The sequence below is a fragment of the Arthrobacter sp. alpha11c genome (genome assembly GCF_054149985.1).
In genome coordinates this window covers 3940501-3953798 of sequence record NZ_CP196747.1, presented here as the reverse complement: position 1 = coordinate 3953798, position 13298 = coordinate 3940501, and the positions used below count along the sequence as shown (strand labels likewise).

The window sequence follows — 13298 nt, the reverse complement described above, 5'->3', positions numbered from 1 at the left end:
GCGTTTTGGGGCGCAGAGCGGACCTCACAACGCGTTTAACGAGGGCGGACTTGAGCTAGGAAGATTGCATGAGGCGCGTGACGAGTTCGCGCCAGGAGTCCGTGAGCCGCTTCGGCGAGATGCCGTGGACCCGCACGTCATTGACGATTCGTTCGGGGTCCAGCGCGGAAAGAAGCGACATCGCCATGACCCACGGATCCGCGATACCGGCCTCCCGCAGCAGGACCTCCATATGTCGGTGGGCGAGGACCGTAGCCGGCACGTCAAAGCGATTGCGGGCATTGGTTGCGGCCGCTTTCAGGAGCTCACCGTTTTCCAGGACGAAGTAGATGCGGCCCTCGCCGTAGGCCATCAGCCGTTCGCTGGGTGCCGCACCCGGGCCCAGGGGTGGCGGACCAAACATAAAGCCGCGCTGGAATTCAGATTCAGAGTCACTCAGAAGGGTCATCATCAGGCCGGCTCGGCTGCCGAAGCGACGGAACACGGTTCCCTTGCCAACCTGGGCCTTGCAGGCGAGCGCGTCCATGGTGAGTGCTTCCACGCCGAACTCGTCAACCAACTCGCGGGCAGCGCACAGGAGCCGCTCGCGATTCCGGGCGGCATCGCTGCGCTCATGCGGCGGACCGAAGGGCACGTCCGGCTGGATTGGGATCGAGCTCACAAAAAACATTCTAGACCCGGGAATAGAAACCGGACCGCAGTCCGTTTAGTATCAGTGAAGGTCCAAACGCTTACAAAGGAGACACCATGTCAAAGAGCACCGTTCTTACCCTCGTCGGCAGCCTCCGCGCTGATTCCCACAACAAGAAGCTCGCCGAAGCCATCCAGCTGAACGCACCGGAGAACGTAGACGTTCAGATCCACGATTCCCTGGGCAGCATCCCGTTCTACAACGAGGACATCGACGTTGAAGGCCAGGTTCCCGCCGAAGCTGCGGCCCTGCGCGCTGCTGCCGCCAACGCCGACACCCTTCTCCTCGTCACCCCCGAGCACAACGGCACCATGCCCGCATCGCTGAAGAACGCCATTGACTGGCTGTCCCGCCCCTACGGCGCCGGCGCCCTTAGCGGCAAGCCGACCGCCGTCGTCGGAACCGCTTTCGGCCAGTTCGGCGGAGTCTGGGCACAGGACGAGGCCCGCAAGGCTGTTGGCATCGCCGGCGCCAAGGTCCTTGACGAGGTCAAGCTGGCCGTCCCGGGTTCCATGATCCGCTTCGCTGAACTCCACCCGAAGGACGACGCCGAGGTTGTTGAGCAGATCAAGGCTATCTTCGAGCCCCTGACTGCCGTTCAGGAAGAAGAAGCAGCAGCCTAGTCTTTTCGCTTTCCGTGCCCCCGCTCCGATCCGTGCGAATCCGCAGGACGGAGTGGGGGCATTTGCGTTTCTGGCGTCTACTGGATGGAGCGTGATCAACTCTTGTCCGAACCGTCACCGTAGCGGCATTTTGCTGCAAGTCACAGGGGCCTAACGTTGAACTACAGGTGGACGGACAGGAGCGTGGGGCTGTCATGCGTGCCGGGCGGAGACCAACAAGTACGACGGCGATCCCGGCTGCCTGCCTCGTGCTGGGTCTGCTCCTGGCTGGCTGCACTTCGGCCCCAGGGACCGTGCCATCCGCCAGGGATACTTCATCTGCTCCTGTGGTGGGCCCGTCGAGTTCGGTGCGTGATGCTGCGGCGGATGGGGCTTCCAACACTCCGTCTTCGACATCCACGGCTACGGGAAGCGGCGCTGCGACTCGTCCGGATGCACTCGCCACTCCCTCAAGCATTTCGGGCCCCGGTGGTGCTGGCTCTGGCTCTGGCTCTGGTGACAGCGGCACGGGAGTGGCCCCAGCGCCTGGGCCGAGTGCCGCCGTCGAGCCTTTACCCGCCGCTACGCCAAGCCCTTCACCGACGGCTGTTGCTCCCGTTGCCCGGGCTGCGACCGTGCCCCAGGACCTGAATTTGGGGCCGGCTGTGTACTACGTTGCCGTTGACGACGGGGGCGCCAGAGGTGTTCGCTTCGGATGCAACGACAGCCTGGTGCCTGTCCGCGGTGCCTTGGCGCCCGGTGACCCTTTGACGCTGGCGCTGAGCCGCCTGCTGGAAGCTGGCATGCCGTTGGACACCGGCGCGGGCCTCTACGATTCGCTGGCCAATTCCTCGTTGCACTTCGTGTCCGGCTACGTCAGCGGAGCAGCAGTTGTGGTGAATTTGAGTGGAACGCTGCTCCCCGGTGGAGTCTGCGACATCCCGCGCATTGAAGCCCAGTTGACCCACACCATCGTCTCCGCCAGCGGGGCATCCAGGGCCGAAATCTACGTCAATGGCAAGACTTTGGCTGAGGCGCTGAGCCTGCGATAGCGCGTTTCGGACCTTCCGCGACACACCTACGTTGTGAACCCGCTGTTTCGTCGCCGGCCAGCAACGGAAAAGCGGGTCAGAAACTTAGTTGGGGTTATGGAGGCATCAGGCCGTCGCGATGGCCAGCACCCGCCCGCAGTGCCCACGCCACACGGAGCAGTGCCAACACAGATGCGAAGGTGAGAACGAAGACAACCGCTTCCGGAATCCAGAGCCCCCTGGGACCATCGCCCTCCAGGACCACGGCGACAAGGGCAGCCACCACCAGCAGGCCAAGCCCCGGGATGGCGAACAGGAACACTTCTCCGATTTGGCGACGATGCACGGCGCTGAGCTTCTCCAGGGGAAGCTCACGCTGCCCGGGCGCCGCCTTTTTGCCGAGCACGTTGATCAGCATGGAGACACTGGTGAGCGTGAGGCCAGCAGTAGCTCCAGCCAACGTAGCGAGGGTCTGGAACAGGGTTCGACGGGCACCTGAATCGACGCCCTCCAGCATCAACGGCTGCTTCAAGAGCCATGCCAAGCCAAGCCACATCAGCACAGCCAAAACGGCCCACCCATAGTCTGCTGGCGGATGCAGCAGAAACCACCGCCAGACGGTCCGACGGCGCCCTCCGTGCTCGACGTCAACCTCGTACAAGCTCATGGTCCGCGCTGCCTTCTGATGCTTCGGCTGGCTTCCCGCCCGCAGGTTTCACCTTGGCGGCCTCCTCCTTCGTGACGGCCGCAGCCAGAGCCTCACGCACTGCCGCCATTCCACCTGCGACGATGTCCGGCACAGGAACCGAATCTGCGGATCCTCTGATGTCCGGCAGTGTGCGGGCGAAGAATGCTTCGTTATCCCTGGCCTGTTTGCTGAGGATGGCAATGGCCTCGGCAGTGGACTTCCGGGGATCGTTGAACACATCCGGGTCCACTTCAATGTGGGAAATGAAACGCTCCTTCAGGAGATCGACCACCTCGCGGTCGCCGGTCAGGGAGTCCTTGCCCTCGGCTACGACGTAGTCGAAGTGCTCGACGGAGCCTGCCCTGCGGAAGAGATCAATGAGCTGCTGGATGCGATCCCGGATCCGCTGCTTGTCCTCAGCCCTTCCCGAACGGCCAACACTGAGGGAAATCCTGAACGTTCCCTCATTCATCAGGCGCGAGGCACTGTCCAGAACATCAGCCCATTCACCCTCCATCAACTTTCCGGAGAGGCGTTCAGCAGGAAGTGCGAACTCGAAGCGACTCACCTCAAGCCTGCTGAGGATCTCCTCGATATCCTCACGGACCACCGGGACCAATCCAAGTTCAAGGCCCAACATGCCTTCGAGGTACTCGCCCATCCTGGAAGCCCGCGGGCCATTGCCGCTGGTCAACACGGCCATGACGTTCCGCTTCAGGAAGGCAAAGTAGGTGGTTTCCAGGAGATGGTCGCCCGGCGCCAAGGGGAGGGGCTTGCGGCGTCCAAGTGCATCCCCCACGCTGGGCAGGTTGGTCTCGCGGACCCGATCCAGGAGGATCACTGGATGCGGTGAGAATGATGCGGTTTGAGCAAGCAAAACGGTGCCGTCCACGCCGATGAAATGCCGGTCTGTCCCAGCCTCTTGGGCCTTCTTGAGTGCCCCGGCCACGCGGCGTGCCGGAAACGGAGCGCTCAGATCATGTCCATTCAGTTGGTCAATGCGCCAGAACTGCACACTGCGTCTTGCCATCCACCCCTCCCCTACCTGTCGTCTTTGCTGCTGATTCCAAGCTAATGGCGGGGTCAGACATTAAAGCCAGGTTCCGCCGTCGTGCGCTTTCCTCTGCCGCGAACCGCGCCACTTACGGCCTGTACGCTACTTACGGCCTGTACTTGGGTCCTCGGGCGAAGAGCGCATCCATCTCGTCGTGGCTGCGGGTGCCTGCCAATCCTGCCCAGTTACCGTCTCCCAGAATCTCCTTCGCCACCCGTGCGACTTTTGCGTAGGCAGCTTTAGCCGTATTTCCGCCGATGCTGACCCGCCGTATGCCGGCGTCGTGAAGTTCCAGCGGCGATGGCGCACCTACTCCCGCAAGTGCATTGAGGGGCGCGGGGATCTTGCTGGAGAGTTCGTGCAGGACGTGAAGGTCCACGACTCCGGGAACGAACATGCCGTCCGCACCCGCCGTAAGGTAGGACTCAGCGCGGCGAAGGGTCTCGTCGTAAACGCTGTCCGGATACTGTCCCGAGAGGTAGGTGTCCGTTCGGGCATTGATGAACAACGGGATTCCGCGCTCGTCCGCCACGGCACGGATCAAAGCGATTCGCCGCGATTGTTCGTTGATTTCCGTGAGTGGCTCTGCAGCGGAGTCCTCAATGTTGATGCCAACCGCGCCTGCATCCAGCACTCCGTGCACGGTGGCCCGCAGTTCATCGTCTGTACGCCCGTATCCAGTTTCGATGTCTGCAGTTACCGGCAGTTTGGTTGCCCCTACCACCCGCCCCAGCGCCGCCATCGCCAACCCCCACGGCACGTGGTCACCGTCCCGGAACCCCAAACTCCAGGAAACCGCCGAACTCGAAGTGGCTATCGCCGTCGCCCCAGCTTCCTGCACCACGCGGGCGGAAGCTGCATCCCAAACGTTCACCAGGACCAATGGCGTGGGCCCGGCGTCGTGAAGCTTGTGGAAGAGTTCGGCTTTGGTCACGGATCCCCGGTGCAGTGTCATAGCTACATTCCAGCCCCTACCGTTCCCGGCGTAAAGGAAACCCCGCAAACCGGCGCGTTCTTGAAAACAGATGTTGCCTAATTAGCAACCTTCAGGAGTATCCTGTCACTGTGACCCACGAAACATTGGATGCCGGCACCAAGCTGCCCGCTGAAGCCATCGACGCCATTGAGCGCGCCGCCACGGCCGCCGCCCACCCGCACGAGGAACTGTTCTCGGCGCGGGCCGCCAACATCAAGCAGTCCGCTGTCCGCGACGTCTTCGATATCTCCATGCGGCCCGGCCTTGTCTCGCTCGCAGGCGGCAACCCATACCTGCAGTCGCTGCCGCTGGAAAAGCTTGGCCAGACCGCCGCCAGGATCATTGCCGAAGACGGCATGACCGCCCTGCAATACGGCGGTGGCCAAGGAACCGCGGAATTGCGCCAACAAGTCTGCGCTATCATGGCCGCAGAAGGCATCATGGACGCACAGCCTGAGAACATCGTGATTACTGCAGGTTCCCAGTCAGCGCAGGATGTGGCCACCAAGGTCTTCTGCAATCCCGGGGACGTGGTCCTGGTCGAAAACCCCACGTACGTTGGGGCCCTGAATACTTTCGAGGCTTACCAAGTGCAGGTAGAGCCAATCGAAATGGACGACGACGGGTTGGTACCTGAACTGCTCGAGGCGAGGATCGCGGCGCTACAGTCAGAGGGCAAGAGCATCAAGTTCCTCTATACAATCCCCAACTTCAACAATCCCTCGGGCATTACCTTGGCGGAAGAGCGAAGGCAGCGGATCGTAGATATATGCCGCAAGGCGAATATCATCGTTCTGGAGGACAACCCCTACGGTCTGCTGCGGTTTGACGGTCACCCGATCGCGCCGATGCGGGCTGCAAATCCAGACGACGTCATCTACTTGGGGTCCTTCTCCAAGATCTTCGCGCCGGGTCTTCGCATAGGCTGGGCCTTGGTGCCCGCCCACCTGCAGCGTCGTTTCTACTTGGCCTCCGAAGCCGTCACGCTTTGCCCGCCACCCCTGAACCAAATGCTTGTATCCGCATATTTGCGTGATTACGACTGGTGGGGGCAAATCGAAACCTACCGCGGCCTGTACGCGGAGCGCTGCAAAGCCCTTCTCAGCGCCCTGGACGAATACATGCCGGCCGGACTTTCGTGGACACGCCCCGACGGTGGATTCTTCGTCTGGGTCACGTTGCCTCAAGGCGTGGACACCTACCCTTTGTTGAAGAAGGCCATCGATGCGGGGGTTGTCTTTATTCCCGGCGCAGCTTTCTCGCCGGCAGATGGCCCCTCCAACAAGCTCCGTCTGGCGTTCAGCGCCGTACCGCCGGATACGATTGCCGAAGGCGTACGTCGTCTGGCCCCTGTTCTCGCAGAGGCCATTAAAGCCACCACTGAAGGAGCATCACTATGACCGGGGTTGTCATTGTAGGAGTAGACGGTAGCGAGACGGCGATGAGGGCGGCCAAGGCTGCCCAGCAACTGGCCATCGGGATTGGCGCCAGTCTTCGCGTGGTGAGCGCTTTCGACAGCAACAAGACTGAGGTAGTTGAGATCGGGACGGACAAGTGGATCGTGTCAGACGCTGCCGAAGCCGAAGCCGTCGCCCGCACCGTGGCGGAGCGCCTGTCTGACGACCGCCTTGAGGTCACGTACTCGGCCGCCCGCGGCAAGCCCGGTGAAGCCTTGGTCAAGGAAGCAGAAATGCTCGAGGCACGGTTGATCGTGGTGGGCAACCGGCGCATGCAAGGCCTTGGTCGTGTCCTTGGCAGCGTAGCCAACACGGTGGCCCACAATGCTCCTTGCGATGTCTACATCGCCAAGACCGACCAACCGTAAGCGACCTGAATCACGCCGCCGGGTGGGGAGCCTCACCCGGCATTTGGCGTGATTTTGGCCTGCCCCCAGAAGTCATCGTTATAAAATTGAGATGCCCCCAATGGCGTGAGCCATCCTCCATCAACTGACTTCAGGGGACTTCACTTGCTTACTTTGCAGCCGCGCCAGCGCGTTGGACACGACATCCTGCTTGCCCGCCACGGCAACAGCATCAGCACGATGCGTTTTGACCGCGCGAATGACCGCATCATCGCGATGCTCGACGACGGCTCCTGGGACAGCGCCCCCAACATGATCTCCCCCAGCCTGAACATGCCGGAAACTTTCGGCAGCATCATGCGCAAGGACTGGCGGTTCCTCTCCCTTGCCTGCGTCGCAATGATCACCTTCGCGGCCATGGCTATGGGCATCAGCGTGGAGATGGCAAACCACATGTCCACCACGGAGCTTCAGGCGTTGCTGGTCAACTACCCCGCGTTCTAAAGCCGGGCGCCGTTACAGCAGGCCTCGGAAGGCCTGCTCCGCCGCGCGTGGCCTGCCCTCAGAGCATCCACTCCCGCAGCAGCCACCACAAACCTGCGATGACGGTACCGCCGAACAAAGAACCGGCAACGACTTGAGCGAGCGTATGGGCGCGCAGCACCACCCGCGACCACCCCACGGCCGGCACAATGACCAGCAGGGGCAGCCAGGCGGGCCCAAACATCAAAACCACAATGACGGCAGCGGCGGCGATGGCCGAGGCGTGTCCGCTCATTTTCCAAAAAGCGCTCACCACCGCCAGAACGGCGATGCCTCCGATCAGGGCGATAATCATCAGTGAAACACTCACCGGACCCCTAATCACCTGCAGCACAACAAGGCCCGCAAGCACGGAGATCAAAGCAAGCAGCAGCAATGCGGGCCGTTGCCGACGGTCGCTGACATGATGGTCCGTGACCCTGCCCAGCTTGATCAGCACCAGCACGTACGCCAGCGGCAGGATACAGACGAACAGGGCCCCGAGTAGCCCGAAGCCCATGGTTCCGGGAAACCCGGGTTCGATAGCAGGACTGATCAACAGTAGGGCCGTCACTACAATGGGCGGCTGGAAAACTTCCGTCAGAACCCGGGCAACAGTGCGCCAGGGCTCTGACAGCGACTGGTGTCCTGACAGCAACTGGGCAGGCACATGACCAGCCTCGCCAGCGGCCACAGCGCTTTTCGGCCCTGCAGCCGCGTTGGTGGCGGCCGGGCGATCAGTCAAGCAACAATGCCGGTTCTTCAAGAATGGCAGCTACATCGGCCATAAAGCGGGCCGAGAGGTCGCCGTCCACCACCCGGTGGTCAAAGGACCCACCCAGCGTGGTGATCCACCGCGGAATCACTTCCCCGTCCAGGACCCACGGCTTCTGCTTGATGGTTCCGAACGCAATGATGGCAACCTCGCCCGGGTTGATGATGGGTGTTCCCGTATCGATGCCAAGCGCACCGATGTTGGTGATGGTCAGGGTACCGCCCTGCATCTCGGCAGGCTGCGTCTTGCCGCCCCGGGCCTTCGTGGCGAGATCGTTAAGGGCGAGGGCCAACTCCTTCAGGGAGAGATCCTGGGCGTCCTTGATATTGGGCACCATCAAGCCACGCGGTGTTGCAGCTGCAATACCCAGGTTCATGAAGTGCTTGACCTGGATCTCCGCACCCCCGTTGCCATCAGCGTTATCTACCCACGTGGCGTTGACACTGGGGTTCCGCGCCGCGGCCCAAATGACTGCCTTGGCCAAAATAAGCAGCGGGGATACCTTGATGCCCTCGAAGTCCCGCGAAACCTTGAGGCGCTTGACGAACTCCATGGTCCGGCTCGCGTCGACGTCAACAAAGATACTGACGTGCGGTGCCGTGAACGCAGACTCCACCATGGCCTTCGCGGTGGCCTTACGCACACCCTTCACGGGAACGCGCTCGATCCTCTGGTCCTGCGGCTTCTTGGAAGCACCCCAGAACGACTCCGCCTGATCAAGCTCAGCGTCACGCTGCGCCTGATAGCTGACCAGGTCCTCGCGGGTCACCTCGCCGCGCTGTCCCGTGGCTACGACGTCTGCAAGGTCAATGCCGAGATCGCGGGCGAACTTACGCACCGGCGGCTTCGCCAGGACCTTGTTGACGATCCCGCTGATGGTACCGCTGATGGCGGCGCCGCGTGAGGCGGTCTGGGGCGTTGACACTCCCGGGGCGGAAGCTCCTGGCGCTGTTACTTCTGACGCTTGGGTGACGGGCGCTTGGGCAACCGGCGGTTGGGTGACCGGCGCGACGGCGGCGCGTACCGACGTCGGGCGTTGAGGCACCGGCGTCTGGGCTGCTTGGGCTGCCAGAACCGCTTGGTGGTCCTGGACTGTACCTTCGGCATTTTCGGCGACCGTAGTTGCCTCGCCAGTACCGGCTGGACGTTTGCGCGCACGGCGCTTCACGGAGTCGGCCTTGGGGCCGGAACCCACCAGCGGTCCGCCTGCCGGGCCGTTTTCGCCATTGTCGGTATCAGCGGGAAGCTTGCCGTAGAGAGGGGCATCGACGGCGGGAGCCGCCGCCGGAGCCTGGGTCACCGGCGCTGCATCCCCGGGCTGGTTGTCCGAAACCGCGATGATTGCCGTGCCGACCTCCACCGTGATGCCTTCCTCGACCAACAACTCGGTGACCGTTCCGGCGAAAGGCGAAGGGAGCTCAACGAGCGACTTCGCTGTCTCGATCTCGCACAGGACATCGTTGATGGCAACGGTGTCGCCGGGCTTGACCTTCCAAGCCACTACCTCAGCCTCTGTCAGGCCTTCGCCGACGTCCGGCAGGTTGAATTTCTTTACAGTCACGGTGGTCCTCGATTTCCGTCTGCCCGGCTGTGAAGCCGGACTGGATCAGGGCGGTTTAGTAAGCCAGGGAGCGGTCGAGCGCTTCGAGGATTTTGTCGATGTCCGGCAAGTAGTCCTCTTCAACCTTGGCCACGGGATACGGCATGTGGAAACCGCCAACGCGGATCACAGGGGCCTCAAGGTGCAGGAACGCCCTTTCGCTGATGCGGGCGGCAATTTCGCCGCCGATGCCACCGAACGTGGGGGCTTCGTGGGCGACGATCAGCCGGCCGGTCTTCTTGACCGACGCCTCAACGGTGTCGAAGTCCACAGGCGAGATGGAGCGGAGGTCGATGACCTCAATGCTGCGTCCATCCTCAATTGCAGCGTTTGCTGCAGCGAGGGCAACCGGAACCAAAGGCCCGTAAGCCACAATCGTAGCGTCCGTACCTTCGCGGACCACGTGTGCTTTGAACGGGTCTTCGGACGGGCCGGCATTCTCAACATCCACCTCGCCCTTGAGCCAGTAGCGGCGCTTAGGCTCGAAGAAGATCACAGGGTCCTGGCACTCAACGGCTTTCTGGATCATCCAGTAAGCGTCGTGGGCGTTGGACGGCGAAATGATACGGAGGCCGGCAGTGTGGGCGAACAACGCTTCCGGGGATTCGGAGTGGTGCTCGATGGAACCAATGCCGCCGCCGTAAGGGATTCGAATGACCACAGGAACAGTGAGGCGGCCATGGCTGCGGGCATGGATCTTGGCCAACTGCGTGGTGATCTGGTTGAAGGCAGGATAGACGAAGCCATCGAACTGGATTTCGCACACCGGCAAGTAGCCACGCAAAGCGAGGCCAATCGCGGTACCAACAATGCCGGACTCTGCCAGAGGGCTATCGACGACGCGGTCCGCCCCGAATTCCTTGATCAGGCCATCCGTCACCCGATAAACGCCACCCAGGTGCCCGATGTCCTCGCCCATCAACAGGGACTTGGGGTTGCTCTTCAGCGTTGCGCGGAGACCTTCGTTGATGGCCTTTGCAATGGTCATGGTTGCCATCAGTTAGCTGCCTCCTGGTCGGTTTCAAAGCCTGCCGAGTATTCCTCGAACCACGCCTGTTCCTCTGCAATCAGCGGGTGTGCTTCGACATAGACATTGGCGAAGGAATCGCGGATGTCCGGCACCTCAAGGCCATGCGTGGTGCTGCGGACATACTTGGCCAGCTCATCACCGTCGGCTTGCACCTGCTCGAAGAAGGCTTCATCGGCGAGCCCTTCAGTCCGCAGGTATTTCTCCAAACGGTCCAGCGGATCCTTCTCACGCCACGCGGCCTCTTCGGCCAGTTCGCGGTACTTGGTGGGGTCGTCAGCTGTGGTGTGCGCGCCAACCCGGTAGGTGTAAGCCTCGATGAGCACAGGGCCCCGGCCTTCACGGGCATGCTCCAGGGCCCATTCAGTGACGGCATGGACGGCAATGACGTCGTTGCCATCCACGCGGATCCCCGGGAAACCGTAGCCTTTGGCGCGGTTGGCCAACGGAACCTTGGTCTGGACTTCGGTAGGCACGGAGATGGCCCAGTGATTGTTCTGGCAGAAGAAGACAACCGGGGCGTCGTACGAGGCAGCGAAAACCATTGACTCGTGGACGTCGCCTTCGGAGCTGGCGCCGTCACCGAAGTAGGCAATCACCGCAGCCTTGGGATCATTGGAATCACCGCCAACCGCGAGCTTCTGGTCCCGCTGGATGCCCATGGCGTAGCCCACGGCGTGAAGCGTCTGCGCGGCGAGGACCAGAGTGTAAAGGTGGAAGTTGTTCCCGCGCGGGTCCCAGCCTCCGTTGGAGACACCGCGGAACTGCTTCAACAATTCAGCAAGGTCCACGTTGCGCACCAGTGCGACACCGTGTTCACGGTAAGTGGGGAAAATGTAGTCCTGGGGCTGGCTGGCGTGGGCCGAGCCGATCTGGGCGGCCTCTTGACCGGTCAGCGGCACCCACAAAGCGAGTTCGCCTTGCCGCTGCAGCGCGGTGGCTTCCTGGTCAAAACGGCGGATCCTGGCCATATCGGCATAAAAGACGCGGAGCTTTTCGGGGTCTATCCGCTTGGCATAGTCAGAGAAGACGGGATCGGTGCCTAGCTTTCCGTCAGGGCCGAGCAACTGGACCATCTCTACGGGTTCACTCGAGGCAGCTACAGCTGCTGAGGTTGCCGCCAGAGTTTCATCGGTCCCGGGGGGCAGGTGTGTCGAGCCCATTCCGTCTCCTTGCTTGCCGCAGCTAGCGCCGGGCAATGTCTGTCGCTGGGATATATGCCCATTCCGGAATGCATTCCGGAATGGGCATATATTTTGGCTTTCGTCCTTACTTTATCGGCAGTAAGTAGCGTAGGCGCATTTGTTAACCGCTAGGAACTGTGCGGAGCCTTTGTATAACCTGCACAGAGTTTCAGGAACCTTGTATTGGCTTCCACTTCGCCAATGCTGACCCGGACTCCCTCATTACCGAAGGCCCGGACAGACAAGGCCTGTTCGGCCGCCAACGCCGCAAACTCGCCGCTGTTCTCGCCCAAGTTCAACCAAACGAAGTTCCCCTGGGCCTCCGGCACGAACCATCCGAGAGCGCGGAGACCCGAAGTGACGCGGTCCCTCTCCTCCACCAGGCTTTGTACCCTTTCGACAACCTGGTCGAAATTCTCCAGGGATGTAATCGCGGCGCGTTCTGCAATTTGCGAGACGGCGAAGGGTGTAGCCGTGACGCGAAGGTGCTGGGTAAGCTGCGGGCCGGAAACACTGTAGCCAACGCGCAGTCCCGCCAACCCGTGGGCTTTGGAGAAAGTCCTCAGCACCACAACATTGGGGTATTTCCGGTAAAGCTTGATCCCGTCTACGGCAGCCTGGTCGCGGACGAATTCCTGGTAGGCCTCATCAATGACCACCACCACGTTGGGCGGCACCGACTGGATGAAGCGCTCCGTTTCCTCAGCCGTAAGGATGGGCCCGGTGGGGTTGTTCGGGGTGCAGAGCAAGATCACCTTGGTGCGCACCGTAACCGCTGCGGCCATCGTTTCGAGATCGTGACGGCCATCCGGAAGCAACGGGATCTGCACGCTGGCCGCCCCGGTGAGGCCCACACAAATGGGGTAAGCCTCGAAGGAGCGCCAGGCGTAGATCACCTCATCCGACTTGCCGTCATCATTCTGGCCCGCAAAGGTGGCAAGAATCTGGTTGAGCGCGCCGAGGCTTCCTGCGCCGGTGACGACGTCGTCAGCAGGAACATCCAGGAAGTCAGCCAAAGCATTGCGCAATTTGGTTGCCAAGGGGTCGGGGTAGCGGTTGATGTCAGTCTGGTCTGCGATGGCCTGCAACACTGCAGGGATCGGAGGCAGCGGGTTTTCATTGGACGACAATTTGTAGCTGGTGAGGCCCTCGATCGCAGCGGGGGGTTTACCAGCCGCGTACTTGGGGAGCCTGTCCACGACCGGTCGAGGGAGTACGCCCTCCGGTGCGTTGTCAGTAGTAGTCATGGATTCAAGCCTACTTGCACCCCTGCGGCGTTTGGGGTGTTCGGCAGCCAACGTTCATCCTCATCAAGCTACCTCTCGATAGTGATGTCTCAGCCGA

14 protein-coding genes are annotated in these 13298 nt (G+C 61.8%); 5 read left to right on the top strand and 9 right to left on the bottom strand.

The window, feature by feature from the left end; translation table 11 throughout:
* Positions 1–55: 55 nt before the first annotated feature.
* Positions 56–661 carry a TetR/AcrR family transcriptional regulator gene (locus tag ACTAQJ_RS18385; RefSeq protein ID WP_498698289.1) on the bottom strand — a complete coding sequence of 202 codons (606 nt, stop codon included), beginning with the start codon at positions 659–661 and terminating at the stop codon, positions 56–58.
* Positions 662–747: 86 nt separating this feature from the next.
* On the opposite strand from ACTAQJ_RS18385, the gene ACTAQJ_RS18380 reads away from it, so the two are divergent.
* Together ACTAQJ_RS18380 and ACTAQJ_RS18375 are read left to right on the top strand one after the other, a co-directional pair.
* Entirely contained in the window at positions 748–1314 is a 567-nt protein-coding gene (locus tag ACTAQJ_RS18380) for an NAD(P)H-dependent oxidoreductase (RefSeq protein WP_498698287.1), read from the top strand.
* Positions 1315–1481: 167 nt separating this feature from the next.
* The gene (locus ACTAQJ_RS18375; RefSeq protein ID WP_498698285.1) at positions 1482–2345 is read left to right on the top strand and encodes a GerMN domain-containing protein; all 864 of its coding nucleotides are present in this window, start codon (positions 1482–1484) and stop codon (positions 2343–2345) included.
* Positions 2346–2439: 94 nt separating this feature from the next.
* Here ACTAQJ_RS18375 and ACTAQJ_RS18370 read toward each other — a convergent pair whose 3' ends face one another.
* The 3 genes from ACTAQJ_RS18370 to ACTAQJ_RS18360 form a co-directional block, all read right to left on the bottom strand.
* Positions 2440–2991: a hypothetical protein gene (locus tag ACTAQJ_RS18370; protein WP_498698282.1), complete on the bottom strand. Its 552-nt coding sequence runs from the start codon at positions 2989–2991 to the stop codon at positions 2440–2442.
* The gene (locus tag ACTAQJ_RS18365; protein WP_498698280.1) at positions 2972–4042 is read right to left on the bottom strand and encodes a hypothetical protein; all 1071 of its coding nucleotides are present in this window, start codon (positions 4040–4042) and stop codon (positions 2972–2974) included. The genes ACTAQJ_RS18370 and ACTAQJ_RS18365 overlap by 20 nt, the downstream gene beginning before the upstream one ends.
* A gap of 130 nt (positions 4043–4172) precedes the next feature.
* Positions 4173–5021, bottom strand: coding sequence for an isocitrate lyase/PEP mutase family protein (locus ACTAQJ_RS18360; protein WP_498698277.1), 849 nt, complete (start codon positions 5019–5021; stop codon positions 4173–4175).
* A gap of 110 nt (positions 5022–5131) precedes the next feature.
* Between ACTAQJ_RS18360 and ACTAQJ_RS18355 the strand changes: the two genes are divergently transcribed.
* From ACTAQJ_RS18355 to ACTAQJ_RS18345, 3 genes are all read left to right on the top strand, one after another.
* On the top strand, positions 5132–6442 hold the full coding sequence (locus tag ACTAQJ_RS18355) for an aminotransferase-like domain-containing protein (protein WP_477515441.1): 1311 nt from the start codon (positions 5132–5134) through the stop codon (positions 6440–6442).
* Entirely contained in the window at positions 6439–6867 is a 429-nt protein-coding gene (locus ACTAQJ_RS18350; RefSeq protein ID WP_431117086.1) for a universal stress protein, read from the top strand. The genes ACTAQJ_RS18355 and ACTAQJ_RS18350 overlap by 4 nt, the downstream gene beginning before the upstream one ends.
* A gap of 144 nt (positions 6868–7011) precedes the next feature.
* Positions 7012–7350, top strand: coding sequence for a hypothetical protein (locus ACTAQJ_RS18345; RefSeq protein WP_223934925.1), 339 nt, complete (start codon positions 7012–7014; stop codon positions 7348–7350).
* Positions 7351–7408: 58 nt separating this feature from the next.
* On the opposite strand, the gene ACTAQJ_RS18340 is transcribed toward ACTAQJ_RS18345, so the two are convergent.
* The 5 genes from ACTAQJ_RS18340 to ACTAQJ_RS18320 all read right to left on the bottom strand — a co-directional run bounded on the left by ACTAQJ_RS18340 (position 7409) and on the right by ACTAQJ_RS18320 (position 13201).
* Positions 7409–8005 carry a phosphatase PAP2 family protein gene (locus ACTAQJ_RS18340; protein ID WP_498702217.1) on the bottom strand — a complete coding sequence of 199 codons (597 nt, stop codon included), beginning with the start codon at positions 8003–8005 and terminating at the stop codon, positions 7409–7411.
* Between the two features lie 100 nt (positions 8006–8105).
* The gene (locus ACTAQJ_RS18335) at positions 8106–9704 is read right to left on the bottom strand and encodes a dihydrolipoamide acetyltransferase family protein (protein WP_498698276.1); all 1599 of its coding nucleotides are present in this window, start codon (positions 9702–9704) and stop codon (positions 8106–8108) included.
* 55 nt (positions 9705–9759) lie between these two features.
* Positions 9760–10740, bottom strand: a complete 981-nt coding sequence (locus tag ACTAQJ_RS18330; protein ID WP_477515439.1) for an alpha-ketoacid dehydrogenase subunit beta — start codon at positions 10738–10740, stop codon at positions 9760–9762.
* Positions 10740–11933 carry a pyruvate dehydrogenase (acetyl-transferring) E1 component subunit alpha gene (pdhA, locus tag ACTAQJ_RS18325; RefSeq protein WP_498698271.1) on the bottom strand — a complete coding sequence of 398 codons (1194 nt, stop codon included), beginning with the start codon at positions 11931–11933 and terminating at the stop codon, positions 10740–10742. Before pdhA ends, ACTAQJ_RS18330 begins: the two co-directional genes overlap by 1 nt.
* Before the next feature lie 149 nt (positions 11934–12082).
* Positions 12083–13201, bottom strand: coding sequence for a histidinol-phosphate transaminase (locus ACTAQJ_RS18320; RefSeq protein WP_498698270.1), 1119 nt, complete (start codon positions 13199–13201; stop codon positions 12083–12085).
* Between the last annotated feature and the right edge of the window lie 97 nt (positions 13202–13298).